Origin of the sequence: Pseudarthrobacter sp. WHRI 8279 (assembly GCF_040224115.2) — a bacterium.
In the GTDB taxonomy this organism is placed as follows: domain Bacteria; phylum Actinomycetota; class Actinomycetes; order Actinomycetales; family Micrococcaceae; genus Arthrobacter.
Genome location: NZ_CP168164.1, coordinates 29,716 through 54,954, shown reverse-complemented (window position 1 = coordinate 54,954; position 25,239 = coordinate 29,716). Strand labels below are relative to the sequence as shown.

The following is a 25,239-nucleotide window of genomic DNA, read 5'->3' as shown; positions in this document are numbered from 1 at the left end:
TGTCCCGGCCGGTGCCCCGCACCGCCTTCACAGCCGTTCAACCCCAGCGCCCATCAAATCCTTCGTCTTCAAGGAATGGAAACTGACATGTGTGGAACTGAACACCGTACCGAACTGCCCCTCGTTTCAGCGGCTACAGGTTGCGGCTGCTGCTCAACCGAAGCGTCTTCCGCGCCCGCCACAACTGCCGGTGCCACCGGCACCGAATTTGCCGTGGAGGGCCTGACCTGCGGGCATTGCGTTCAGACCGTTCAGAAGGCGCTGTCCGCACTTGAGGGTGTGGAATCCGCCTCTGTTGATCTCGTGCCGGGCGGCCGTTCCCGTCTGACTGTCGGCGGTAAAGCCGACCGTTCCGCTGTGCGTGAGGCTGTTACCTCCGCCGGCTACACACTCATCAGCAACTGACCACTCCAAGCTCCTCCGGCAGCGAGCCTGCCTGGAGTGAGGCGGCGTCTCCTCTCAAAGGAGGAACCATGGAAGACCACACCCAGCACCACGGCGGCCACGCAGGCCACCACAACTCGCACACACCCGCCACCGAATCCCAGGACCCGTCGCCTGCAGCGGTCAGCACGGTCACGGTTACCGAGCACGACCACTCCCACAGCCACCACGAGGGCCATGGCGGGCAGGATGACCACGCAGTCCACAGCCATGGCCAGCACGCCGGGCACAGCACCGCGATGTTCAAAAACAGGTTCTGGCTGACCCTGGCCCTGTCCATCCCGGTCGTCTATTTCAGCCCGATGGTCGGGCACATCCTGGGCTACATGGCCCCGATGTTCCCCGGCTCGGCCTGGATCCCGCCCGTTTTGGGCACGGTGATCTTCCTCTACGGCGGCCAGCCCTTCCTTAAGGGCGGCTGGCGGGAACTGAAGGACCGCACCCCGGGCATGATGCTGCTGATCGGGATGGCCATCACGGTCGCGTTCGCCGCGTCCTGGGTCACCAGCCTTGGTATCGGCGGATTTGATCTGGACTTCTGGTGGGAGCTGGCCCTGCTGGTGGCGATCATGCTGCTGGGCCACTGGATCGAAATGCGGGCCCTGGGCTCGGCGCAGGGCGCCCTGGATGCCCTCGCGGCGCTGCTGCCTGACGAGGCCGAACGCGTCACCGACGCCGGCACCGAAACCGTTCCGGTGTCCGCGCTAGCCGAAGGCGACATGGTCCTGGTCCGCTCCGGCGCCCGGATGCCCGCCGACGGAACCGTCGTGGACGGCCAGGCCGAGTTCGACGAGTCCATGATCACCGGTGAATCCAAAACCGTCCCCCGCGGTCCCGGGGACACGGTCGTGGCAGGAACGGTCGCGACGGATAACAGCGTCCGGGTCCAGGTCACCGCCGTCGGTGAGAACACCGCACTGGCTGGGATCCAGCGTCTTGTCGCCGAAGCGCAGGCGTCCTCCTCCAAGGCCCAGGCATTGGCGGACCGGGCCGCGGCCTTCCTGTTCTACTTCGCCGCCGGCGCAGGCGTGCTGACCTTCATCGTCTGGACGCTGCTCGGGAGCGTCCCGGAGGCTGTCACCCGGACCGTCACCGTGCTGGTGATCGCCTGCCCCCACGCCCTGGGCCTGGCCATCCCGCTGGTCATCGCCATTTCCACCGAGCAGGCAGCCCGTGCCGGGGTGCTGATCAAGAACCGGATGGCGCTGGAGCGCATGCGCACCATCGACGTCGTCCTGTTCGATAAGACCGGCACCCTCACCACGGGCGAGCCGGAACTGAAGGACATCGCACCCGTTTCCGGCGGGGACGCTGACGCGCTGCTGGCACTGGCCGCGGCCGTGGAGGCCGATAGTGAACACCCCGTGGCACGGGCCATCGTCCGGGCGGCGCGGGAGCGGAACCTGAGCATTCCGCAGGCCAGGGACTTCAGTTCCCTGACCGGGCGCGGCGTCCGCGCCACCGTGGATGGCCGCACTGTCCATGTTGGCGGGCCTGCGCTGCTGCGCGAACTGGGCACCACCGAACCCGACGCGCTGGCACAATCCACCAGCACCTGGATGGGCCGCGGCGCGGCGGTGCTGCACGTGATCGACGGACACGAGGTTCTGGGAGCTGTCAGCCTGGAGGACAGCATCCGCCCCGAGTCACGGCAGGCCGTCGCCGCGCTGCAGCACCGCGGCGTGAAGGTCGCCATGATCACCGGTGACGCCCGCCAGGTCGCCCAGGCCGTGGCCGAGGACCTGCGCATCGATGAGGTGTTCGCCGAAGTCCTTCCTGCGGACAAGGACAAGAAGGTCGCAGAGCTCCAGGCCCGTGGGATGAAAGTCGCCATGGTCGGTGACGGGGTGAACGACTCCCCGGCACTGGCACGGGCTGAGGTCGGCATCGCCATCGGCGCCGGCACAGATGTGGCCATGGAATCAGCCGGGGTTGTCCTGGCCGGGAACGATCCCCGGGCTGTGTTGTCGATGGTGGACCTGTCCCGGGCCAGCTACGCGAAGATGTGGCAAAACCTCATCTGGGCCACCGGCTACAACGTCCTCGCGGTTCCTTTGGCAGCCGGTGTCCTGGCCTTCGCCGGGGTCGTGCTGTCCCCGGCAGCAGGGGCGGTGCTGATGTCCGTGTCAACGATAGTGGTGGCACTGAACGCCCAGCTGCTGCGGAGGGTGAAACTCAATCCCTCCCAGGCACGTTAGACAAGAGGCTGTAACCGGCAGGGGGTACCCCCCCTGCCGGTAGGCTTAAGACTCTGAACAACCTGCACGGAAGGGAGGAAACGTTGTGAGCGCACCATCTCGTGGACCCTTCACCGCGTTCCTCCTACGTGCAGGCTTCCTGACGGCCGCCCTGGCCATCATCGCCGGCATCTTCGGCATGCACATCATGACCGGGGCGCACCACATGAGCGCCGGGCACACTATGCCGGCGGCAGCCGCCCAGCCAACCGTGCACCTGGACAACCTCCCCTCCAGCCACTCCCATCCACCGGGAGCGTCAACGGACGGGGCTGCAGTTACTCCAGCGGCAACAGACTCGTCTTCCTGCGCCCCTGCAGGTTCCTGCCCGGAGATGTCCGCCGGGGGCAACGCCTGCGTTTTGTCTCCGGGAAACACCTCCCTGACCGCCCCTGCGCCGGGAACAGCACCCTATGCCTTACCGGACTTCGGCGCGGCGGCTGCAGCCAGCACGGGCTATTCCTACTCACCGGAGAGTCCCTCTCCCGGTGACCTCTGTATCAGCCGGACGTAAACACGCCCGACGGCGCCGTGCCATGCCCGGCGCACCTCCAGCCACTTCTGCACGCATAAGACACGCCGCCCGTAACGGGCCGCCGCATGCAATCCCCAGGCGCTACGCGCCGCTGATACTTTTGAGGACCCTGATTTCCATGAAAAAGACCCTGACCATTTCCGCTGCCGCCATCGCAGCAGCAATCGCCCTCGCCGGCTGCGCGGCCGGTTCGGGAACCGGCACGTCGGATTCGAGCAGCATGCCGGGCATGAACCACGGCAGCTCGGCGATGCCGTCCAGCTCAGCCCCGGCCACTTCCGCGGCAGCCTCGGCTGAGTTTAACGACGCGGACACCATGTTCGCGCAGATGATGATCCCGCACCACGCACAGGCCGTGACCATGAGCGACATGATTCTTGAGAAAGAGGGAATCCCTGCCCCGGTGACGGACCTGGCCACCAATATCAAGGCCGCCCAGGGACCGGAAATCGAGAAGATGACCGGCTGGCTTGAAAGCTGGGGACAGCCCACCGAAGCGCCCACCGGCGCCCACTCAGGCCACAGCATGTCCGGGGTGATGGGCGAGGAAGACATGGCAAAACTCGAAGCCGCCCAGGGCACCGAGGCCGCCAAACTGTTCCTGACCCAGATGATCGCCCACCACGAAGGCGCCGTCCAGATGGCCAAGACAGAAACCACCGACGGCAAGAACGCCGACGCGGTCCAGCTCAGCAAGGACATCGTCAGCGACCAGGAAGCCGAAATCCAGGAAATGAAAGACCTGCTGGCCACCCTGTAGCCAGCACACCACCGGCACCGGCCCCGTCCCCCCGTGGGGCCGGTGCCTTCCCCCACCTTCATTTTCCTTGGACCACTTTGGAGTTCCCCGTGTCCCTGCACTTCATGAACCGAGGACGTTCCGCCGCCGGGCTCACCGCGGCCGCCGCCCTCCTGCTGACCCTGTCCGCCTGTTCCTCCGGCCCAACACCCGGCACCGCACCATCCACTGCCGCAGCCGGCCTGCCCAGCTCCCACGTCCACGGCCTGAGCGTGAACCGCGAAACCGACCAGGTCCTGCTGGCCACCCATGAAGGCCTCTTCGACGTCACCAAGCAGCCCAAATCCCCCGCCACCCAGATCGGTGACACCAACGACCTGATGGGCTTCACCGCAGCCGCTGACCAAGGCGTGTTCTACGCTTCCGGGCACCCCGGCCCCGGCTCGGACCTGCCCAACCCCATGGGTCTGATCCGATCCGCGGACGGCGGCAAAACATGGGAACAGCTCTCCCGCCAAGGCGAGTCCGACTTCCACGCCCTCGCTACGGCCAGATCCGGGATTGTCGCCTACGACGGAACGCTGCAGACCAGCCCGGACGGGAAAACCTGGACCCCGGCCACCGCCGAGTTCGTACCGGCCGTTTTGGCCGGCAACCCCGAAACCGACACCGTTCTCGCCACCACCCGCGACGGTCTCCAACGCTCCACCGACGGCGGGAAGACCTGGCAACTGAACGCCGCAGCCCCTGTCGTCCAGTTCGTCGCGTTCGCCAGCGGCACCGAAGTCTTCGGCATCGAACCCGACGGTTCAGTCCACTACTCAGCAGACGCCGGAAGCACCTGGACCCAGACAGGCCACATCGAAGGCCAGGTCCAGGCGATCACCGCCGTGAAGAAGACCGACGACAAACCATGGATCTGGGCCGCGACCACTGAAGGGCTCGTCGTATCCACCGACGGCGGCATGGTGTTCCATGCCCCTGCCGCTACCCAATGAATGCCGCCGGGCCTGCTGCCCTCACAGGCGGTACCTGCAGGCTGATGACCGTGGCAGTGTAGGCGCATTGTTGGAGGATCAGGAAAGGGTCTGGTTCGTGGACCCCGCCACGCTGCGGGACGTGGTCGTGGACCGGGAAGCCATGGAAGCCCGGCTTGCCGGCTGCACTGACCTGGAACGCGTCTGGGTTCTATCCCTTCTGGGCCGGGGCGAGGAAGCAGTCAGCGAAGCCCAACAACTGCTGGCCGCCTCCACGGACCCCTTCCGCGCCCTGCTCGTCCTCGCCTACGCCTATCAACGGCTGTATCGCTGGCGGGACGCTGCACGGGTGCAGGAACGGGCCCTCCGCGCTGCACGCACGAAGTTCAGGGAAGCCCAGGTCCGCCACCAGATCGGGCGGCGGCTATTTGACGAGGGTCTCTACCTCGCTGCCGCGGCCGAGTTCGAGTGGGCTGCTGACCTGTTCAAAGCCGCCGGACGTCCCCGTGCGGCACTCACCTCCTACAGGGCAAAAGAACGGGCACTAAAGGTCCACCGGCAAAGCCGGCTCCCGGACTAAAGGGCAGTTACCTGCCAGCAGGAGGACAGCCATACTGGCGCATAGACAGCACGACCAGGGATGGAAAGGAGGTGCACACCGAACACAGGCCCGGACACCGCAAACACCATCCATGCGGTCCGGAACATTTTTCAGCTACTCAAACCTTTGGAAGAGAGTACAAAATGACGCACGGAAGCACTCACAAACTGCTCGATGCCTACCCCAAGGACCTTGGCGGCATTGACCCGCACAAGATGGCCGAATGCATCGCGGCCTGTTTTGACTGCGCACAAGCCTGTACCGCCTGCGCGGATGCCTGTCTCAGCGAGGACATGGTGGCCGAGCTGACCAAATGCATCCGCACCGATCTGGACTGTGCCGACATCTGCACCACGACAGGGAACATCCTCTCCCGCCACACCGGCTACGACGCCAACATCACCCGCGCCGTGCTCCAGGCCTGCGCCACCATATGCAAGGTCTGCGGCGATGAATGCGAACAGCACGCAGACATGCACGAGCACTGCCGGATCTGCGCCGAAGCGTGCCGGCGCTGCGAGACAGCCTGCAACGAACTCCTCGCCTCCCTCGGCTGACTAAAGCCGGGCTATCCGCGGTACCCTCATGGTGAAGGCCCGCCGTAGCGCGGGCCTTCACCAACTAGCCGCCCGACGGCGGAATGGGCTGCAGGGCTCCTAAGGTGACTTTGACCAGCCTGAGCACGGCTTCATGTGAAGAAAGTTGCGTTGCAGCCCCCAGGGCATGGAGACAGAAAGCTGCCAGCTCATCCGGGGCAACGTCCGCGCGAAACACCTTCGCGTCAGCCCCCTCTTCAATGAGCCCTGCGAGGAAATCCTGAAGGTGTCGCTGGGCCCGCCCCGCATGTCCTGCCTGATGCAGCCGTGCCGCGTCGGCGTCGTCGCGGCCCGAGCGGGACAGGAAAGCATAGGCATGTAAGACGGCTTCAAGCTGCTGCAAGGAACCAGCAGTCTGTTCTTTGATGCGGACCAGTTCATCCAGATGCGCCTGAACCTGGCGCTCATGCCAGGACAAAAGGATTGACTCCACATCCGGGAAGTACTTATAGAGGGTGGCCCGACCGATGCCTGTCTCCTGAGCGATCGCAGACATCGTTACCCCCAACGCTCCATGACCGGCAAAGAGTCGCGCAGCGGCGTCAAGAACCGCGCCGCGCACGGCGTCCCGGTGAGTCTCGACCGTCTCATTCCAAAGCCTTGGCATATCCGAATGCTACAACCTGTCATCCAATAGACACAGTGCCGTTTCCGATACATACTGTTTTACAAAATCAAACGAAGGACCATGATGGCGAACCCCGGCTCCAACCCAGACCACATAGACAGCAGAGAAACCCCGCGGCACAAGACGCCCTTGTGGGTGAAGGGATTTCTGATCGCTGCAGCTGTGCTGGTGGTGGTCTTTGCGGTCCTGCACCTCAGCGGCGGAATGGTCATGAACCACACGCCATGAAACTGATGCCCCCCGCGGTGCGCAAGGCAGCCCTGACCATCCACATCATCTCCTCCGTGGGATGGCTCGGCGCCATCGCGGCGTTCCTGGTCCTGGCCATCGCCGGACTCACAGCCTCTGACGCGCAGCTGGCCCGCGCCGCGTACGTGGGCATGAACCTCGTCGGCTGGATGATCATCTTCCCGCTCAGCCTGGCCTCCCTGATCTCCGGAATCATCCAAGGCCTTGGCACCGTGTGGGGCCTGTTCCGGCACTACTGGGTCCTGATCAAGCTCATCATCACCGCACTGGCCACCGCCCTGTTGCTAGTCCATCTGCAGCCGGTCACCGCGATGGCCGGCATGGCCCTTGCAGCAGATCTCGGCCCCTCGGAGATGAACTGGATGAGGGTCCAACTGGTCTTCGACGCCAGCGCGGCGATACTGGCGCTGCTCGTCACCAGCGTCCTCTCTGTCTACAAACCCCGGGGACTGACCCGGCATGGACAGAGAACTCTCAACAAGCAGCAGGCTCAGGCCGGCCGGTAAAACGACCTGCAGTTCGGCGGGCTGCCGTCAGGGCAGTTTCCCGGCACGCCGGCACCGGGCTGGGCCCCTTCCGAGGTAAAGACAGCCCGAAACGGGCCCAGGTGCGTATGTTTTAGTTGTTTCCGGCGTTGTCTTTCAGCCATTGACGGAAGTCCACGATTTCCTTTTCCTGGGTTGCGATCCCGGAGGCGGATTCGTCCCGCAACCTGGCATGCACGGCACGCGATTGGGGTTCAAGGAATTCGATGATGCCCCCGGTATGGTGCGGGATCATCAGCCTGACAAATTCGATATCGAATGCTTCGCCGTCCGGTACTTCGGCCAACTGCTTCATCTGAGCCTGCATCTCTTGCTCCATGGCCGCCATTACCTCCTGGGCTTCAGCCGGGGCCTGGGCGGCTGCTTGCTCCGGGGTCAGCCCGTACCACTGTTCAAGCCAGCGGGCGAACAAGTCGATCTGCTCCTGCTGCCCCTTAATGATGTCCCGGGCATGATTGCGGATATGGTTATCGGCGCCACGCTCAAGCTCCATTTCGGCCATGTCTATCGCCGCCTGATGGTGTGGAATGATCGCCGCGAGGAAGGTCGTTTCCAGTTCCTTGCCTTCAAGCGCGGCCAGGATTTCGCCGAAGCGGTAGGAAAGCGGCGACGTAGCCTCAGGCTGGATGTCACCCTGCTTCTGGACCTGAATTTGTGCAGAAGTTTCTGAGACAGGCAGGGCCGCCGATGCGGCAGGCGCGCCCACGAGCACGGTAGCCGCGATGGTCAGGCAGGCAAAAGCCGGGCGGACAGGCGAGGGTGCAGATTTCATTTCGGTCTCCAATGTTTTGGTTCTTATTCACGATCGCCGGCGAAAAACAGAGACCTGCCAGCGGAAGCCGGTGCACGTCACCCACAGTTGGGCAACCACACGGCGCAAGACGCGAATCCGAGCAGAGCTGGCTGTCGTCGCCCCCGCGACCTGAAAACGTCCAGTGCTCGTCCGGCGCTCAGGGTACTTACGATCTGCCCGCCAGCGTTCGCGTTGGCTGACTCTTAGCTGGATCAGTACCGGTCAAGGATGGATTGCATCTGGGTGATTTCTTCCTGCTGGGACTTCACGATCGAATCGCACAGCTCGATGATTTCCGGGTCGGTGATGTCCGATTCCTGGCAGACCAGGATCGCCCGGGAGTGGTGCGGGATCATGGATTTGAGGAACTGCTCATTTCCCACGAACGTTTCCGTCCTTCCCAGCGCGAACACGCCGGCAAACAGCACAGCGAACCCGACCAGTAGGGCGATATTCGCTTTCTTGTTTTTGAACATCGACCACATGCCGATGATCATCACGATGGCCATCGCCGAGACCATCAGCAGTGCCATCCAGAAGTTGCTCAGGTTGAAGTAAAAGTGATCGATCGAGCGGACCATCGACATCGACAACACCCACATCAGCCCGAGGCTCACCAACAGAATGACACCGAATTTCAGATACATCCGGGCTGAGCCGTGCCCGCTGGTGCCGTGTCCGGAGCCTTTGCTCCCGTTGGCGGCCGGGTCGTCATGTTGGTGCTGTGCTGCTTGCTGTTGCCGGTGCCCAACGTTTCCGGGCCGGCTTCCGGGGTTATTCGCTGCGCTCATAAAGGGGACTCCTTTCAAGCCCGCAGATCCCCGCTCCCCGCCTGTGCGGGCGCATGATCGGGATGGGGGTCTGAACGGGATTTTGCGGGACCGGGCCGGGGCCGGGTCCCGCCGTCGGTCATGTTCTGGAGTGGTTTATCCGAGTGAGGACAGAAGTTCCTGGCATGCTGTCTCGCAGCGGCGGCAGGCTTCGGCGCAGACCCGGCAGTGCTCGTGCATTCCGGCGTGCCGTTCGCACTCGTCACCACAGGCTTTGCAGGCGGTACGACAGGCCTCGAGGACGGCCCGGGTGAGGTTGGCGTCATAGCCGGTGTGCCGGGACAGGATGTTGCCCGTCGTTACGCAAATATCGGCGCAGTCCAGGTTGGTGCGGATGCACTTGGTCAGGTCCGCGACCATGTCTTCGCTCAGGCACGCGTCGGCGCACGCGGTGCAGGTCTGCGCGCACTCGAAGCAGGCCTGGATGCACTGGGCAAGCTTTTCCTTGTCCACCCCGCCAAGATCCTTCGGGTAGGTATCGAGCATGGACGTTACATGGTGGGTCATTGGTTTCTCCTCATTACAGGGTGGGCCAACCCAAGGGGTTCGCCGTTGAATGCTCATTCGCTTCGTTGTTGCTCTGGCCCTCGTCGGGCCGAGTGGCCGGTTCGACGGCCGTCCGATCAGCTGCTGCGCGTCAAGCAGGGCCGCAGCACCAACGCGCCGGTTTTTACGTCCGGCTGATGGACAGGGCCGTCAACGACGGGGTGAGATGATCCCTCTTTTCCAGCGCCGGATCAAACCAGCCAGGCGGCAGGTAACCGTTGGCGGGAGGCGCTAGTTTCGCCTGAACAGAGGCGGCAGAGGCAGGTTCGGGATACGTCCTTTGGGCCGGCGTGATTGCTTCGGGTGTGCTTTCCTGCCGATAACAGCAGGCATGCCGGGACGGTGACCCTGCGGGATCGTCCACGGCCGCGATTGCCTCGGCAGGGTTGGTGTTCCCGGCCGTGACCGGCACGGCGTGGGAGACGGTCACGGCCACAGCTCTTGGGTGGTCCATCTGCAGGCACAGGGCAGCCGCGGCAGATGCCGTGAAAGCCACCAACAGCGAAAGGCCCAGAACGACCCGCATCACCGCCTGGACGATGACGTTCGTTCTTGCGCGTACTGGTCGTGAAATAGGGGTTGCCTCCGGTCTCGCCGGTCAGTTCAAACCCAACCCTAATAAAAGATCAGCATGCTGACTAGTTGGATGGGGTCCCTATTTAAACACCGGCGCGCCGGAGGTGCCGGCATCAGCTCCGTCTCATAACCCTTGGGATACGAGACGTCTCACTGGCTCCGTCCCGTAGGGTCCTGATTCCTTTGAAATCTCGCGACTTTCTCTGCGTGCGGCGATTCTCATAACTATGTCTCGAAACCTTCTGCTTGAATCGACGTACCAATCATTAGTTATGAGACACATTGGAGGCAGGCATGTCGAAACTTATTGGCTATGCACGGGTTTCGACGCGGCAGCAATCCACGGACCGGCAGAGGGCAGATCTACTGGCCGCCGGCGTTCGACGCGATGACCTCTACGTCGACCAGGGTGTCTCCGGAGCGCGCGCGTCGCGGCCCCAGTTCGATCGAGCACTCCATGCGCTCATGGAGGGTGACACCCTCGTCATCACGACTTTGGACCGGCTCGGGCGATCCACCCAGAATATGCTTGCCTTCGCCGACGAACTCCGCAGCAGGGGCGCCGGCCTGCGCGTCCTGAACCTGGGCGGAGGCGACGTCGACACAGCAACACCTATGGGCTCTATGTTGTTCACGATCATGGCCGCCCTTGCGCAGATGGAACACGAGATCAAGCGCGAACGCGTCACGGATTCCATAATCAAGCGAAGAGAAGCTGGCAAGGACCTTGGCGGCCGGCCCCGCCGGGTCACTGATAGCCAGATCAGAAGTGCTGTTCGCCTGGTCAAAGGTGGCGAGCCCGCGGCGCAAGTTGCCCGGGATCTCGGCATGTCCCGAGCGACGTTCTACAGACGGTCACGAGCGCTTGCCGACTAGCAGGGCGACATTTAGCGCCGCAAAAAGACCGCCACTTATCGCCAACAGTCACACAGGGCGCGGCTGAGCGATCGATCCGACATTCTCGATTCGATGCTTTCTCGGAATCCTTCGTTAGTGAGAAGCGTGTACTTTGATATCGGGCGGCTTCCCGTCCTCGCCCATTCCCAGTTGGAGGCAGACGCCCATGGGTCTCATACACGAAGGGCTCTGGAAACTCTTTTCGTCGGTACCAAAGTCGGCGACGAGGTGATGCCGGGTGACTTTGTGGACCTGTTTTGAGTTGGTTCCGCTGGCCAAGACAACACCCAGGAGATCCAGGGATGGGTTAAGTCCTACGCCGCTGTCCATGCGTGCTGCGACCGCTGCAATGCCTTTGCGACTGGACATGTCCTGGATAACCGAAGGTATCGAAACCCTGTCGGCTCTGTCCAACGCACGCTAAGATGTTGGCCCCTAACAGAACTCCGAATCGCGACGGAATGTAAGGCGGCACCGATGGCAGTTTCCGAGCTGAGACAGGCGTCGCGCGCTCAATCTTCGGTACCAGGGAACCAGGAACTCCCTTGGAAACATGCGTGGTCTCTGTTGATGGCATATATTGGCCGACGAAAATCACTGCCGCCATTGAACCGCACATACCCTTTCGGGGCCGATGCGGTGACTGATCAACGGACTACGCTGCGTGAACTAAGAGAAGACCGCAAACTCGCCGCACAGTTCGCTGGATGCCTCATCATATTGTTCTTAATAGTTTTGTTTTCACCCATTCCGGATTCAACCTGGGAGGACCCACTTCTTGAAGCGCTGTTGTGGGGCGCCCTGATCGTGCTGGTCTGGGCCGGAATACAGGGAATTGGCTATGTTCCGTCCTTTGGGGAATGGATAGAGGCTCAGGAATCGGTCCAAGCAGCCAAGGACGTCAAATTGGCTGCCCGATCAATGCCTAGTTTTACGGACTACTTTGATTCTTGGCGGATCACCAGCACCGGAGTCGATTACTTTCGTGCATACCTAAAATGGCTTATTTGGGGCCTCGTTGCTGCGGTGTGGGTCCTAACGAGCTTGGAAGTGCTCTACGGAATCTCGTGGGCACGGACTGTGGCCGCTAGTGTTCTGTTGTATATTTTCTGCCTCCTACTTATTCGGCAATTAGTAAAGGACTCTGTCGAATGGACAGTGGCCGAAGAGATCGAAGCCGAGGACGGCCGCAGCGCAGCACTGGAGCGAAAGCATTCTTACCGCACCCTCTACTGCACGACGACCAAGATCTTTCGGTGGATCTTTCTATTCTCCGCGGTTCTGTCACTCCTCGTATTCCACGCGACGGTCAATCTGGCGATCCTCGGACGACTGAGTTGGACCCACGCGGGACTCTCGCTCGGCATGGTGATTCCTGTCCTCATGGCCTACAGGTTTTCCGCCCACCTTATCCGTTCGAGAGTCTCGGACCTGGACTACGTAAAGGGCACCTCCATGGCCCGTGAAGTTATTGTTTACTGGGTTGTAGAGGCAGCCATCTTGACGCAAAAAGCTCTCGTTCCTGCAGACAACTCTTTGACTTCGAGCATCAGCTCCTCGCTGTTGGTTGTCCTGTCAGCAGTGGCGGTCGTCAGGATGGCCGGAACTGGATACAAGGAATACCGGGAAGCCCTGGTATCAGTGAAAAGCTAGTTCCTCCCAGCACCGGACCCACTATGAGCTCGCCGACGCCGCATCTGGCTAACTACGCTGGTTCTTGGCTCACTTGTAAATCGTCTCCGAGAATACGTGAATGGAACCCTTCAAGCCGATCCCTCATTACTTGGAACCCGGCCCCGGTCAGTCCGGCAAATGCACAGACCCCTAGCCCGAACAAGAAAATCCATGCCATAGCTTGGAGATTGGGATCGCCGACTTCATATGGGCCGCTTGCGGCGGAGAAAACGAGTGATCCCACGGCTACTGCACCCGCCACTGCCGCTACGAGACCGGTCCTTTTTTGGAGTACGGAATATCGGCCAAGTCTGCTTTCCAATGGCTCTATATTGACATTCTCCATGCGCCACTCAATCTGGGCTCGAGGATGACCGTCGGTTAGAAATTGTTGTTGAAGAATGTATTTTGGAGCAACCAATGTTGGTTGGAGAGCTACTGCAGACCCTGACCGTTGATCGCGATCAGTGGGAGACCTATATCCTGACAAAGGTGCTGAGATACGTTTCGTTGGCTGAGTCCTGGATGGAGTGGCTGACCAACAATCAGCAGCTTGCCTTCGAAGCCTTGGAACTGTTAAGCACTGGCCCTATTGGGACCTCATCTAACAAAGTCGCTCAGTCCCCACCGACTGAAGGGACCGCCTCTGTGGTTGGCTTCTCTTGAACTCGCTTCAAACACAGTCTGAACGCCCGCGAGAAGCAAAGGTCATCTAGCTAGCCCGTAACGGTCCATGCGACAAGCTCGCGGTTCTCGATCTAAATCGAAATCAGAATCTTCGTTTGTAAGAAGTGAACTCCAGCGGCCCGCCAAGGTGTTAAGGCTGTCCGCCGGTTCTGGAGACACTCCGTCAACTTACGCGGGCGCTGCTACGTGACCTGTTGGGCCCAGGAGGCCAGTCCTGCGGTAGTACATTTGGCGGCTTTGGCTTCCCTTCATTCCCTTCTGCTGACCAGTCGAAGGCAGGATCTGGTCTCCACTCTTTTGGATACTCGAAAGAGACTCTGTTCTTGCCAAAGTCCGCCAATCGAAAACTAGTATTTTTTCCGCGGAATATGGCCTTTTCGAATGAAGTATCTTCACTGGAGAAGGTGGCCTTCTCGAACGAGATGTTCGCGCCGATGAAGGTGGCCTCTTCAAACGAAGTGTTCGCACTGATGAAGGTGGCCTCTTCAAACGAAGTATATTTGCCGAAGAAAGAAGCCTCTCCAAAGAGGGTGTACCTCCCGCTGAACGTCACCCCCGCAAACCTAACGGAATGACCGTTGAACACCGCATTCCGGAAATCAGCGTTTTCGAGATGACATCCAGAGAACTCGAAGTCGTTTGCGGACCAGGACCAGTTCCGGAGGTGATCAGTGATGACGCTAACGATAGCCTGGCGGACTTCCATATCGTTCTGGCGATACTGAAATCGGAGTTCTTCCTCGAGGCCACCTTCCCGCCTCAGAGGTCGTTTGATCGTTAGGCCTGACTGGTGGTTGTTGCCACGTTCGGGAGAATACGGCAAGCGCAAATAGCCGCATAACACGTCAATGCACTGCTGCCGTTTCAGCCTTGACGTCTGATCGGCGACGCCAGCCATAGCGTAAACACCTGCCATTCTCACCGCGACATCAGCGTCCCCAAGCTGCTTAGCTGCGGCGCCGAAACCTTCGATGAACCTGCTCTGTTCAAGGTCACGTTGCCGCCGGTACGCGACCACTAGTGCGACAACGCCTCCAACGCCAGCCGCGATAGTCAACGCAAGCCTGGTCAGATCTGCCGGTGACGTAGTCTCGTCGCCCATATTTAGCCATGGCGCAAGCATCCAAGCCGCAAGGATGGCGACGCCAACAGCGGCCGCCAGGGAGAGCAATAGGGCAAAGAATAAGTTGATATTTCGCAATCTCCAGCGCCACATGGTGCCAATGCTTACACGACTTCAGGCAAGATGAGCGTCAGGGCGGCAAATTAAGATCCGAGGGGGAGCATGAGTAAGGAATGGGGCGCTCAAGCTCATCCCTCGTCGCCAAAACGGGGGATACACAAAGCACCGAACGCTGAGTGGGTTTTGATGTACCGCAATGGCATTCCGACACCGAGGATCGCTGCTGTTACGGGTATGGCGGCGAGCACCGTCCGCTACCACATGCGCATCGCAGCTCAGGCTGATCCTGACATCAAAGTCCAGCACAAGTTGGCCAGGGGTCCTGTCAGCCCGGCGACAGCTGGCGGGCTGCAGAGCATGGCCGACACCATCAGCTTCTACGAAAGGGAGGGCCGGCTCCCATCCATAGGCGGATACACCGCGCGAGAACGGGCACTCGCCTCATGGCTCCTTTCCAGATCGAGGGCAGCGGCCCGCGGTACCCTCTCCCCGGCCTACCGCGACGGCCTGGCCGTCATTCCTAATTGGGACAGGCAACCGACCCGGGCCGAGGAAAACGCGGCCCGTTGGTACCGCCGCCTGACTGAACTGGTTCAATACCGGCAGGACGGCAACGGCTGGCCCCTGCACCACAATGCCTCCAGTGAAGAAGAACGTGTGCTGGGGTCCTGACTGCACGGACAACGAATAGAGCTCCACAAAGGAACCCTCACGAAGGAACACGAACAAAAACTCGACGCCCAGCTCCCTCAGCTGGCACCCAATGGGGAAGGCTATTTGGGAATATTCACCAAGGGTCGCAATAACGGCACGAACTCCCTGTTTACAGCTTGTGCATCCATCTCTGCTGGTTGACCCAGTACTGGGTAGTCGTCGGGGCTGTAGCGCCCCGGACGAGATTGAATGTTGCCGTAACCGCCCCAATGGCCAGTCGCGAAGACCACGCCGACTACTGCTCTACGTTGGCGCGTGACCATCCCCTGCAAACTACTCACTGGCTATTGCTGCAGCATTTCGCATGTCAATCCAGGCAATGGCATTCGGAAGGGCCACCAGGCCAGTGGAGGTCCGGAGGTATTCTCGGATTGCAGGTCTATCTTCTGGCTGACTATGCGCATGCCGTAGCAGAACGTAGAGGGCCGTGGTATCGAGAATGAGACCCTTTTGAGCAGCGAATGGCTCAATCTCGTCACCTCTGAGAATTGTGCTGCGCACATTAGGGTCCTTATCAATCTCCCTGTTCAGCAAGTACCACATTCCTGGAATGGTGTCGGGCTTCTCCTCGAAGACATACTTAGTTACGTATCCCTGCAGGACCGCCATTTTCCCGCCCTTTGCGTTGCCACTGACACCAGTAGCGTCACCAAGGACCAACCATTGAGGATCATCCGGGTCGGTAATCCTGAAGTCTTCCCGCCGCTCTTTATCGTCCCATTCCAGGTCCATGTCCCTGACTCCGAAACCCAAGCCTTCCAAGGCATCGCGGACAGCATTCTGCAGCGGGTCATCTTGCCCTCGCAGCAGCTGCCTGCTTCCCGCCGCAGCTTCTGCCCGCGCTTTTTCAAGCTTTGCTTCCAACTCTGCACGAATGGTTTCAAACTTGCTCTTAGCCTCTTCAATGATCGCGGTCTCCTCAGCAATTCTGAGTGCGATGGCAGATTCGGCTGCGGAGTACCATTCAGGCGAGGCCCACCAATCTGGAACTCCCGGAAACTTCTTGGGCTCCAGCCGGCGCCAGCTGGCGAATGCTGCACCGATCCAAGGCCCGAGCGTAGTTACCTCGCTCGGAAGGAACCACACTTCGCCCCGGTTAGGAGCCTTTAGGGTTCCAGCCAGAATGATCCCTTGGGGGCCAACGGCGAAGGAGTCCAAAACCAGGCCGGTAGGCACTTCAGTTGGGGCGACCAGCCCAGATTGGGTGTCCCGGCTTTCTGCTGCCTCAATCAACGAGGTTCGCAGTTCTCTGTCAAACCCTTGTTTGACTGCAATTTCATGGCCAGGAATCCCCCAGCGCAGCGTTAGGGTAACGCCGCCCTCTGCAGTGTTTAGCCCCGACACCCTGTCCAGAACTGCGTAATTTCCGTAGTGATCCTTGGGCAGCACTTTAAATATGTAAAGGTGCTCAGCCACTCGCGGGTATGTGGTAGTGAAAGCATTCGTCTTATTGACCGCCTGGTATGAGTCAATAAGGATCAGTGCGTCCCACTCCGTCTGATCGACAGAGCCAAGATCGTCAATCACCTTCACCGTCCCGGGAAGGTCCACTTCCCGCTGGACTCTGTCAGCAAACTCCCCTTGGCCATCAAGGATTAGGGTTCTCGGATGTTCTCGTCGGTTCGCGATTGCGTGGGTGCCTGACAAGTAGTTTCGTCCAATCTGGATGTAGCGGAACGTCATATGGGTAGATGGATCTTTGTCGCTTTAGCCTTGGGGAGCGTATCGATTCTCGGCGCGATCTCCTTTGACGGCGGCCCCGGAATCGCTCACAGTCGACACGTTTTCAGCTGTCCTTGAGCCTCCGACCTCCGGGTAGCTTCTCTCCCCATGCCGGGTACATCTCGCCCTGGTTATGTTCTGCTTCGCGTCGGATGGTTTCTGCTTCGATGGCCTTAGCCACGAAATGTGCCCACGTGTTATCTCCCTCGGCGTAGCTGGTCGCCTTGTACGCGGCTTTGGCGCGATTGCGAAGAGCCGTGGGAATGCTTACCGTCATGTTCTCAGTCGGGGCTTCCTTGGGTTCTTCCTTCTTCGTCAGCACCTCCTGACGGCGGCCGGGCAGCATTCGCGCTAGCGGCGCGTCGGTAGTTGGGGCTGCTGCGGGCCTGGGCGGCAGCCCGAGCGCGGGTCGGCTGGTGTTTTGCTGGGTGCTCATGCATTAACCTCGTGGGATTCTGCTGCGGCGACGCGTCGCGTTACTTCCATGGCGACTCCGTGCAGGTCTTCAGCAACGCTGGATGCAGATTTTGGTCCTGCATTAGTGGCTTTGGCTTCCCCGCGCCGGATCTCCCACCACTTTGGTGCTTTGCTAAGTTCCCGTTCGAGCTCGTGCGCCAGTAGCCCGCGCTCCCGGCATGCCTGGGCAGTTGCTTCTGCGTGACGGATGGTCATTGGGAACAGCACTTCGTCGGTTCCGAAGTCGGCGATGAGGTGATCACGGGTGACCTTATGGACTTGTTTTGAGTTGGTTCCGGTTCCAACCAAGACAACACCCAAGAGGTCCAGTGATGGGTTGAGTCCAACAACGCTGTCCATGCGTGCTGCGACCGCAGCAACGCCCTTGCGGCTAGACATGTCTGTCTTTAGGGGTACCAGTGCGTACCGTGCAGCCGCGACAGCTGCCGCCTGCAGAGGTTCATTGCCGGGCGGGCAATCAAGTAGAACGAGGTCGTACTCCCCCGCGACGGTTGCGAGCATCTTTGCTAGGGCTAGGTGGGCTGCATCGCGGTCCTTTTGGGCCTTGGCTCCGAGAAATGCTGCTGCATCGTCGAGTTCGGGTCCGCCGGAGATGACGTCCAGGTTGGGTCGGACACCCGTCAGCAAGGACGGCTCTGCGCCGAAGCAGAGCGCGGCTGCCAGGCTCCTGCCGCCATCTCCTTGGTCGGAGTAGCCCAGGTCCTCAGCGAGGTTGCCCTGGGGATCCAGATCCACGAGGAGTACACGTGAGCCAGCCTCCGCGAGGAGTCCACCGACGTTGGCTACAAGGCTGGTTTTGAAGACCCCGCCTTTACCGTTGATTACCGCGATTACCCTACTGAGCGCGCCGCGGTCCAGATCATGTTTCATCGAGCCCTTCCTTTGACAAGTGTTCCCAGCGTAAACAGCATGACTTGTTTCACTTGTGAAGCTGGCTTGCGTGTCTTCACTTTTTTTACTTGTAAAAAAAGTGAAGCTGGTATGACAAGCTTTACTTCTAGAGCATGGTTCACATGTTTCGCTGTATAAGCTTTTTTTACAAGTAAAAGTCAGCCGCATAGCCAATCCCTGTAAATGGTGAGTAGGAACCGCCCTGCCCGCTTGTGGCTGTCGCCCCCTGTAGAGACCAGGCGAGCCCCCCCTATGCCTTAAACGCCACCCACGTGCTCAGCGCTCCTAGACCTGCCAGACACACTGTGCCCGCACCCCGGGGGTGTGTGTCGTCCGTGCGGAAAGAGAAATCTTGCACCATGGGGAAGTGTCCCGTTGCGCTGGTCCTCAGTGTGGGCCGGTGGACCCCGGGAGGATGAATCTCAAAGCGGTCCACATTGAACGTCAGCGCTTGTCATCCGCATATTAAGTTCGCCGCGTTGCCGGGAAGATGCGTGCCGACACTCGGACAGCCGCTGCAGCACGGTTCGTCGTCTATGCGGCATTCCAGATAAAAGCATCCCCAGGAGGCAACCAATAATCATCCCGTTCCTGGTCGTACAGTGCGCCTTCATCGACCTCACTGATCCGGAAACGGTCCAGATATGCGTGCCAGCGGGCGCGTTCGAACCGGTTACGGCTGATATGGGATTGGTAATCTTCCAAAACGCCCAGCCTTACCGCCAGATTGGTGAGATTAACTGCCGTTCTCTTCCACTGACCGTGCTCGCGGTAGACCATACCCAGGGCCTCCATATCGGTCAACGCAGTTGATACGGCGTTGCGGCTGATGCTCGTGAAGCGGACGATTTCCGCGGTGGTGGGGGAGTGCCTAGCTCGTTCGATGGATTCGTAAACAAGGGCAGCCACGTCTCCCAGGCTTCGGAAGACGGGTCGCACGGCATGGATGCGTCCTTTGCGCCATGTCAGCTCCCTCGCTAATTGTTGATAGTGCTGGGGCAGCTGAATGAGGTAGACGTCCGCTGTCTTGCGGCGGGCGTCCGCGACTTTAGTGAGAATCCCGTCGGAGGCCTGGACCAGAACGGGCAGTAACCGAGCAACGGTGACATGGTGCTTTCCCAGGGCGACCGCAAGGGTACGGCAGCCGACATCGATAAAATCCGTTTCTTTCGCCCGCATGTAGCCCATCAGGCCGCGGATCAGGAGGCGGAGGCTGAGTCCTTCACGACCCCTGGCTGCCAAGCGATGGTCCAGGACGGCGTACAGGACATTTTCCAAGTCGTTCACGAGTTGGTGAATTGACGCGGAGCTGCGGGGGAGTGCCCCCCCTGTGGGTTCAGTGGGGCTTGTGTTGTTAATAAGAGCATCGATTTTCCCGGCATCACGGGACTTACGTTTTTGGGTGCTGCCGGCGTTGGTGAACGCTTGGGCGTTGGCCCATTCGCTGGAAAGGAGTCGCGCCTGTTTGGCTTGCGTGCCATAGAGGGCCGCTAGGCCCGGGAACTGGCCGGTGAGTTCGTTCCGTACGTCTTCCAGGGTCCATCCGCACGCAGCGAAGTGGTTCAGCACGCCCATGCGGGCCTCTGAGGCGCTAGCGTACTTGGCCGTGTCGTAAAGGCCAGTGCGTGCAATTCGGCGCAGTGGGGTTTCGCTGCGGCCAGCGAGGGGCAGCTGTCCAGCAGTGGTCCGTGCTGTTGTTGCTGCTTTGGCTTGGCGTTTCTGGATGGCTTTGTTGCGGGCCAGCTCCGGGGCCAGTGCGGCGCGCAATGCTGCCATAGCACGCGCTGAGTTGCGTACGCGGAGGGTGGCGTAGGCCTGGGATAGGGGAGTAATGAGGGTCTGGTGGCCGCCAGCCTTATGCCTTGAGCCCGGCACGCGGATGCAGCCGTCGGTGATGTTCTGGTGGGGGCTCGGGTCCAGACTTGCGGCGAGAAGGCCGAGGGCTTCGACAAGCTCGCGGGCTTTCGCGGCGGAGAGGCGTTGTTGAAGGGGAATGTAGATGTGCCTGCCGCCGCTGGGGGAGAAGTCCTCCACGTAACTGACGTTGGCTTCGTCCAGAAGCTTCTTGAGCCGGGCTGCGTCTGAGTCCACGACGCTCTTCAGTGCCTTGGATGTATCCAGGTCGATGCAGAGAGTGGCTACGGAACCGTCCGTACCGTGGATCATGACTGCTGCAGGGTGCTCGGGCAGAGATGTCGTAATGGTGGGCGGAGTCGCCGGCCGGGGGTATTGGAACCTGGTGCCCATCCATCGGCCTAGGCGGTAGGACGCTTGGCCGGCGATCAGGGGTGCAAGGATCCACGCCTGCTGAGGGCTAGGTTGGCCCGCGACACCCTTACGTGCGTGCGTTGACGCGGAATTGACTTCCGGTACCATAGACAGCAGTTACTCCTTCGGGGGAACGACAAAATCCACCCACTGGGTGGGTGTTGGACAAAAGTTCAGATCGACATCCCGCCAAGAACGAGATCTGAACTAAATACTTAACGAAGGCCCGCCATGTGCGGGCCTTCAGTTATTAACTGGCTTTCGGTATAGGCAATGTCTCCTGATTGCGCAGTTGTTCAAGGTCGATGGAATCTATATGGCTGGCAACCAGCGGAGTCAGGTAATCAACTGCGTTCGTGCCAAGAATTTCCATAATGGTCCGCAGCTTTTCGGCCCGCGCAAGATCGGGCTTGACCACAAACGTGTGGCGGGGCCCCTTGGAAGGGCGGCCTCCCTGAGCAAGCTTCTGAATTGCCATAGTGCTATCTAAGCGGTTTTGATAAACGAAACCCTGCACGTCGCCGCGGCGTGTCGCTCTTTTTGAAAGAGTCATCGAGTGGGCTGTGACTCGCTCAGCAAGCTCGTGACAGAGTTCGGAAGGCATGGTTCCAATATGTCATAAAACCAAGAATTTTGGGATTTGGGACCCTTTGGGTGTTACTTCTTCCACGCTCTTCGGACTATGGCTTCCGCGGACTCGCCGGCAGGATCAGTTGCAGGATTGGCAGCCATGGCATCCCGGAACAAGGTCCTGGTCGCTCTCAAGGACCGAAAGTAGCGTCCTTGGCGGTCGATACGCCATCGTGAGACTCCCAAGTAGGCGGCAGCTGCCCGCCGCTCCATGCCAGCTGCCAGGCACACAGTCACTGCCTGGTAGATGACGCGATAGGCAGCCTCGTGCTCCCGCGGTACTTCCGATAAAACACTTTTGACTGCTTCCTGCGCTTGTTGGGGGGTAGTCATGTCTCCCGGCCTTCCTAATCGAGTGAGAGGGCGGATCCCAGCTCGGTTTTCACTTTTCCGTTCCTGCGCGCGTAAGCAAACAGCGCGAGCCCCACGACCACAAGGGCAGTGGAGGCGTAGGAGATGAGCATGTACAGGTAAACCATATTCCCGGCACCAAACCACTCGACGGGGTACGCGCCTGCGCGCAAGAGGGAGAGGGCGAAACCGCCGGCAATCATTCCTGAAGCCGCCCGGCCTGTCCGGAGAGGGTTCTTCTTGGAGTCGAGGTACGCCGGCCGCACCAAGGGAAGGACAATGTAAGCCACGTAGAACAGCACTAGCCAGGTGTTGATTCGAACGCTGGGCTGTGTGGCGAAATCGAGCATTTGGGGGGATGAATACGGGGCGTCTGTGGCCACGACAGTCCACAGCAGGCCGGCGGAGACGAGGCCCAGCACAACGGTTCCGGAAGCGCCCACTGTCCACCGACGGGCAAAGGGGGATCCGTAGGCGACACTAAGGTGCCCGCCCAGAAAGGCGACGGCTACCAGTGCACAGTACTTGGAGATGAGGTCGGTAGCGTTGGTGATCGGCATTATCGAATCCAGCGCGTAGTACACGGGCGGTACCAGCAGCAGATAAGCGGTGGTGAGAAAGATGCCCGACAAAGCGATTCTGCTCGCCTTTCCCCGCAAGGCGTGCTCAAACCCGGATGCGGGTGTATTTATGCGCTTGAACGTAAGACTGCCCAGAAGGATGAGCATGAGCGTCACCGGCACGACACCTAGTGGATTCATCCCAGAAGCTCAGTCATCTTTTCCGCATACTCCTGGGCTTCCTTACGTTGTTTGACGCGCCGCTGCAGCAGGTTTATACGGCCGGAGATTAGCTCGACAAGAGCATCGTCCGTGATTTCAAGCAGCTCGTCCTCCCTGGCGCGTGGTTGCCAGCCTGCCTCGGCCGGAAGCACGAGGCCTACAACCACCAGACCTGATGCGAACGAAGTGCCTGCTGCCCTGGAGGCTGCTGCCGCAAGCGGTGCGGTCAGTTTGTTTTCGGTGAGCTGCGTGAAGATGTATGTCAGGGCCATGCCAGTCTCTTCTGCCATGCGGTGCCTGATGTCGCCGGAGTCGATGGCGTCAATCCATGCCCGATTGGATCCCTCGTGCGGGAAGTCTATGAGCGGAATATGTTTCCGCAGATCCCGCGGGTAGTACTTCTTCGAGGTGCGGAACTGTAGCTCGGCCATCAGGTCTGCGTGGTGTACCTGGCTAAGCACTTCTGCCGGCGTGGGCTCAATCCGTCTGGTGTATATGTCCCTGTACGGGTCAAAGGAGGCAAGGGACTCCAGCACGTTCGCTCCGGACGCGCGCGCCACGGCAACGACCGTCGATTCTGCAACATTTCCACGCCGCAGCTGGTTGCCCAAAGTGCCTCGGTGCAGCCCCGTCAGAGCGCTCAGAGCGGCAGGGGAAGTGCTGATGGACTGAGCGTCCAGCCAGCTCTTGAACTCTGAGGCTGAGACAGGCACAAACACTCCTTGGATGGGGCAAATACGACAAGACTCGCACGATTGATTCTGCTAAAATGATCCCAATAGTTAAGCATTCGCAGATACTTAACGGTTGGTTTCAAATCCATCCTAGCCTTACGGCTGAGTTTAGCCGGGATGGTTTTTCCGTCCGGGGACAAGCCCCGGAATAGCCCAGGGGAGGGGCGACATGCGAGTCACTATGCGGTGCAGGGGCGGGACTGACCTGTTCATCGGCTGCTGGTTTCGCACCGACAGAATCAGGCGGTCGTCCTAATGGGTGTCGCTGCTGCTGGGGCAGCAACAGCCGTTGCAGGTAACGCGTTTCGAAAAGTCGTCGTTCCTGTTGCCGCCGCTACCGCCCTCGCCCTGGGCTTCGTTGTTGTGGTTCTTGACGATGGCGGAACACCGGCTCAGGCCGCTTCTGCCTGTGTGGCACCTGGTACGTCAGCTGTATCCACAGCATCACCGGTCCCTGGCAGCACAGTGGCCGGGTTCGATGGTGAGCAGATGAAGAACGCGGCCGCGATCATGAAGGCTGCAGCGGATCTGAAGCTGCCCGTGGCCGCACAGCTGATCGGTGTTCAGGCTGCCATTGGTGAGTCAACGCTGCGGGTCATCGATTTCGGTGACGGTGCGGGCCCGGACTCACGCGGGCTGTTCCAGCAGCGGGCAAATGGTGCGTGGGGTTCTTACGAGGACCGCATGGACCCCCACGCCAGCGCTACAAACTTCTTCAAAGCTCTCCAGAACGTTCAGGGGTGGGCAACCCTTGAACCGACCATTGCCATCCACCGCACGCAGCGGAACGCGGATCCACACCACTACACCCGGTTCCGGGAACAGGCCACGCAGATCGTCAAGGCACTCGGCGGGGAATCGGCTTCCCTGGTGGATCCGTCCGGGGTGTGCCCGGGTGAGGGAAACCAGGTTGTCGGCGACATTGCCGGGAAGTGGGTCAAGCCCCTGCCGGAGGCTGTCATGACCAGTGGGTATGGCCCGCGGCCGGCCCCTCCCGGTACGGCCGGGGGAGTACTGGCCAACTTCCACTACGGAATCGACTTTTCCACTCCTGGCCAAGCGGGGGTGATCGTGGCGATCACGGATCTGAAAATCGTGAAGATCCGCAATCTCGAAGGCCAGTTCGGAACCGGCGTCACAGGCCAAACCTTGGACGGGAAACTGACCATCGGGATGTACCACATGGAGGCCGGCTCTTTGAAGGTCAAGGAAGACGACACCGTTGCCGCCGGAACCCCTCTCGGGACTGAGGGTGCGACCGGCAACGTTTTCGGCCGGCACCTGCATATGGAGTTTTACGCCGGGGCACTGCCGAATCCGATGATCCCGATCAACGCCACCATCGACCCCACACCGATTCTCAAAGAGAAAGGCATCCTGTGATGCGCAGAACTGCACTCGCCCCGGCCCTGCTGGCCACCGCAGCCCTGCTGACGGCCTGCGCCGGGACCCCAACCGCACACACGGCTACCACCGCGGCCGCGCCGGCCCCGACCATCACGGGCGATCCTGACGTGCACTCAGCCGGTGATGGCCACGAGCATGACGAGGTCTCTGAGCACTACCACGGCCCTAACGTCACCTGGGATGCCGCCGCCGAAGCGAAGGTCAAAGGGACCGCCGCGAAGGCCATGGCCCTGTTCGGCCGGCCTTCGGTGGAGGAGAAGACCTGGTTCAACGATCTGGAACCGATGCTCGCGACCGAGTACAAGGAAGACGCCCGCTACATCGATCCGGCCCGTGTTCCGTTCTCCACCGTCACGGACGGTCCCGCGATCAGCCGGGAGGCGCAAAACCCCATGACGGTTACAGCATCCTTCGACACCAACGCCGGGCCGTGGACGATGATGCTCCACCGCATCGGGCAGGACGATCCCTGGCTTGTCACCTCCATCAGCCCGGTGACTCCGCAATGAGCACGCCCACCGCCGGC

27 protein-coding genes are annotated in these 25,239 nt (G+C 60.6%); 14 read left to right on the top strand and 13 right to left on the bottom strand.

Features of this window, described 5'->3' with window-relative positions:
- The first annotated feature begins 75 nt into the window (after window positions 1-75).
- The 7 genes from ABRP28_RS21385 (at window position 76) to ABRP28_RS21355 (ending at window position 6,090) form a co-directional block, all read left to right on the top strand.
- Window positions 76-405 carry a heavy-metal-associated domain-containing protein gene (locus tag ABRP28_RS21385; protein ID WP_364274737.1) on the top strand — a complete coding sequence of 110 codons (330 nt, stop codon included), beginning with the start codon at window positions 76-78 and terminating at the stop codon, window positions 403-405.
- Entirely contained in the window at window positions 402-2,642 is a 2,241-nt protein-coding gene (locus tag ABRP28_RS21380) for a heavy metal translocating P-type ATPase (protein ID WP_374153030.1), read from the top strand. Before ABRP28_RS21385 ends, ABRP28_RS21380 begins: the two co-directional genes overlap by 4 nt.
- 85 nt (window positions 2,643-2,727) lie before the next feature.
- The gene (locus ABRP28_RS21375; protein WP_104443542.1) at window positions 2,728-3,195 is read left to right on the top strand and encodes a hypothetical protein; all 468 of its coding nucleotides are present in this window, start codon (window positions 2,728-2,730) and stop codon (window positions 3,193-3,195) included.
- Window positions 3,196-3,334: 139 nt separating this feature from the next.
- Entirely contained in the window at window positions 3,335-3,976 is a 642-nt protein-coding gene (locus ABRP28_RS21370; protein ID WP_104443543.1) for a DUF305 domain-containing protein, read from the top strand.
- Window positions 3,977-4,065: 89 nt separating this feature from the next.
- Window positions 4,066-4,953 carry a F510_1955 family glycosylhydrolase gene (locus ABRP28_RS21365; RefSeq protein ID WP_350004739.1) on the top strand — a complete coding sequence of 296 codons (888 nt, stop codon included), beginning with the start codon at window positions 4,066-4,068 and terminating at the stop codon, window positions 4,951-4,953.
- Window positions 4,954-5,023: 70 nt separating this feature from the next.
- Window positions 5,024-5,512, top strand: coding sequence for a hypothetical protein (locus ABRP28_RS21360; protein WP_350004741.1), 489 nt, complete (start codon window positions 5,024-5,026; stop codon window positions 5,510-5,512).
- Between the two features lie 164 nt (window positions 5,513-5,676).
- Window positions 5,677-6,090 (top strand): four-helix bundle copper-binding protein, encoded by a 414-nt coding sequence (locus ABRP28_RS21355; RefSeq protein ID WP_104443544.1) that lies wholly within the window; start codon window positions 5,677-5,679, stop codon window positions 6,088-6,090.
- Between the two features lie 64 nt (window positions 6,091-6,154).
- Here ABRP28_RS21355 and ABRP28_RS21350 read toward each other — a convergent pair whose 3' ends face one another.
- Window positions 6,155-6,736, bottom strand: a complete 582-nt coding sequence (locus ABRP28_RS21350) for a TetR/AcrR family transcriptional regulator (protein ID WP_104443545.1) — start codon at window positions 6,734-6,736, stop codon at window positions 6,155-6,157.
- A gap of 81 nt (window positions 6,737-6,817) precedes the next feature.
- Between ABRP28_RS21350 and ABRP28_RS21345 the strand changes: the two genes are divergently transcribed.
- Together ABRP28_RS21345 and ABRP28_RS21340 are read left to right on the top strand one after the other, a co-directional pair.
- Window positions 6,818-6,985, top strand: coding sequence for a hypothetical protein (locus ABRP28_RS21345; RefSeq protein WP_181039490.1), 168 nt, complete (start codon window positions 6,818-6,820; stop codon window positions 6,983-6,985).
- Complete coding sequence (locus tag ABRP28_RS21340) at window positions 6,982-7,512, top strand: DUF2269 domain-containing protein (protein ID WP_219821791.1); 531 nt, start codon at window positions 6,982-6,984, stop codon at window positions 7,510-7,512. The genes ABRP28_RS21345 and ABRP28_RS21340 overlap by 4 nt, the downstream gene beginning before the upstream one ends.
- 112 nt (window positions 7,513-7,624) lie before the next feature.
- Here the strand turns inward: ABRP28_RS21340 and ABRP28_RS21335 are convergent, their stop codons facing one another.
- The 4 genes from ABRP28_RS21335 to ABRP28_RS21320 all read right to left on the bottom strand — a co-directional run bounded on the left by ABRP28_RS21335 (window position 7,625) and on the right by ABRP28_RS21320 (window position 10,246).
- Window positions 7,625-8,323, bottom strand: a complete 699-nt coding sequence (locus tag ABRP28_RS21335) for a DUF305 domain-containing protein (RefSeq protein ID WP_104443546.1) — start codon at window positions 8,321-8,323, stop codon at window positions 7,625-7,627.
- 233 nt (window positions 8,324-8,556) lie between these two features.
- Window positions 8,557-9,135, bottom strand: a complete 579-nt coding sequence (locus tag ABRP28_RS21330) for a DUF305 domain-containing protein (protein ID WP_350004745.1) — start codon at window positions 9,133-9,135, stop codon at window positions 8,557-8,559.
- Between the two features lie 135 nt (window positions 9,136-9,270).
- Entirely contained in the window at window positions 9,271-9,681 is a 411-nt protein-coding gene (locus ABRP28_RS21325; protein ID WP_104443547.1) for a four-helix bundle copper-binding protein, read from the bottom strand.
- Between the two features lie 163 nt (window positions 9,682-9,844).
- A complete protein-coding gene (locus ABRP28_RS21320; RefSeq protein ID WP_104443548.1) occupies window positions 9,845-10,246 on the bottom strand; it encodes a hypothetical protein in 402 nt (133 codons plus the stop codon).
- A gap of 344 nt (window positions 10,247-10,590) precedes the next feature.
- Here ABRP28_RS21320 and ABRP28_RS21315 point away from each other — a divergent pair, with 344 nt between their 5' ends.
- Both ABRP28_RS21315 and ABRP28_RS21310 read left to right on the top strand, forming a co-directional pair.
- The gene (locus ABRP28_RS21315; protein WP_104443549.1) at window positions 10,591-11,172 is read left to right on the top strand and encodes a recombinase family protein; all 582 of its coding nucleotides are present in this window, start codon (window positions 10,591-10,593) and stop codon (window positions 11,170-11,172) included.
- 498 nt (window positions 11,173-11,670) lie between these two features.
- Window positions 11,671-12,846: a hypothetical protein gene (locus tag ABRP28_RS21310; protein ID WP_146088608.1), complete on the top strand. Its 1,176-nt coding sequence runs from the start codon at window positions 11,671-11,673 to the stop codon at window positions 12,844-12,846.
- Between the two features lie 871 nt (window positions 12,847-13,717).
- On the opposite strand, the gene ABRP28_RS21305 is transcribed toward ABRP28_RS21310, so the two are convergent.
- Window positions 13,718-14,770: a pentapeptide repeat-containing protein gene (locus ABRP28_RS21305; RefSeq protein ID WP_104443552.1), complete on the bottom strand. Its 1,053-nt coding sequence runs from the start codon at window positions 14,768-14,770 to the stop codon at window positions 13,718-13,720.
- 153 nt (window positions 14,771-14,923) lie between these two features.
- Here ABRP28_RS21305 and ABRP28_RS21300 point away from each other — a divergent pair, with 153 nt between their 5' ends.
- Window positions 14,924-15,409 (top strand): helicase-associated protein, encoded by a 486-nt coding sequence (locus ABRP28_RS21300; protein ID WP_374153028.1) that lies wholly within the window; start codon window positions 14,924-14,926, stop codon window positions 15,407-15,409.
- Between the two features lie 315 nt (window positions 15,410-15,724).
- Here ABRP28_RS21300 and ABRP28_RS21295 read toward each other — a convergent pair whose 3' ends face one another.
- From ABRP28_RS21295 to ABRP28_RS21265, 7 genes are all read right to left on the bottom strand, one after another.
- A complete protein-coding gene (locus ABRP28_RS21295) occupies window positions 15,725-17,134 on the bottom strand; it encodes a hypothetical protein (RefSeq protein WP_104443554.1) in 1,410 nt (469 codons plus the stop codon).
- Window positions 17,135-17,237: 103 nt separating this feature from the next.
- On the bottom strand, window positions 17,238-17,609 hold the full coding sequence (locus ABRP28_RS21290; RefSeq protein WP_104443555.1) for a hypothetical protein: 372 nt from the start codon (window positions 17,607-17,609) through the stop codon (window positions 17,238-17,240).
- The gene (locus ABRP28_RS21285; protein ID WP_104443556.1) at window positions 17,606-18,520 is read right to left on the bottom strand and encodes a ParA family protein; all 915 of its coding nucleotides are present in this window, start codon (window positions 18,518-18,520) and stop codon (window positions 17,606-17,608) included. The genes ABRP28_RS21290 and ABRP28_RS21285 overlap by 4 nt, the downstream gene beginning before the upstream one ends.
- A gap of 555 nt (window positions 18,521-19,075) precedes the next feature.
- Window positions 19,076-20,632: a hypothetical protein gene (locus tag ABRP28_RS21280; RefSeq protein ID WP_374153027.1), complete on the bottom strand. Its 1,557-nt coding sequence runs from the start codon at window positions 20,630-20,632 to the stop codon at window positions 19,076-19,078.
- Window positions 20,633-21,059: 427 nt separating this feature from the next.
- Window positions 21,060-21,413 (bottom strand): hypothetical protein, encoded by a 354-nt coding sequence (locus ABRP28_RS21275; RefSeq protein ID WP_181039491.1) that lies wholly within the window; start codon window positions 21,411-21,413, stop codon window positions 21,060-21,062.
- Window positions 21,414-21,786: 373 nt separating this feature from the next.
- Window positions 21,787-22,422, bottom strand: coding sequence for a hypothetical protein (locus ABRP28_RS21270; RefSeq protein WP_374153026.1), 636 nt, complete (start codon window positions 22,420-22,422; stop codon window positions 21,787-21,789).
- A 125-nt stretch (window positions 22,423-22,547) separates the two neighbouring features.
- Entirely contained in the window at window positions 22,548-23,285 is a 738-nt protein-coding gene (locus ABRP28_RS21265) for a hypothetical protein (protein ID WP_104443559.1), read from the bottom strand.
- A 276-nt stretch (window positions 23,286-23,561) separates the two neighbouring features.
- Here ABRP28_RS21265 and ABRP28_RS21260 point away from each other — a divergent pair, with 276 nt between their 5' ends.
- Together ABRP28_RS21260 and ABRP28_RS21255 are read left to right on the top strand one after the other, a co-directional pair.
- A complete protein-coding gene (locus tag ABRP28_RS21260) occupies window positions 23,562-24,689 on the top strand; it encodes a M23 family metallopeptidase (protein ID WP_104443560.1) in 1,128 nt (375 codons plus the stop codon).
- Window positions 24,689-25,222, top strand: coding sequence for a hypothetical protein (locus tag ABRP28_RS21255; protein WP_104443561.1), 534 nt, complete (start codon window positions 24,689-24,691; stop codon window positions 25,220-25,222). The genes ABRP28_RS21260 and ABRP28_RS21255 overlap by 1 nt, the downstream gene beginning before the upstream one ends.
- Window positions 25,223-25,239 lie beyond the last annotated feature (17 nt).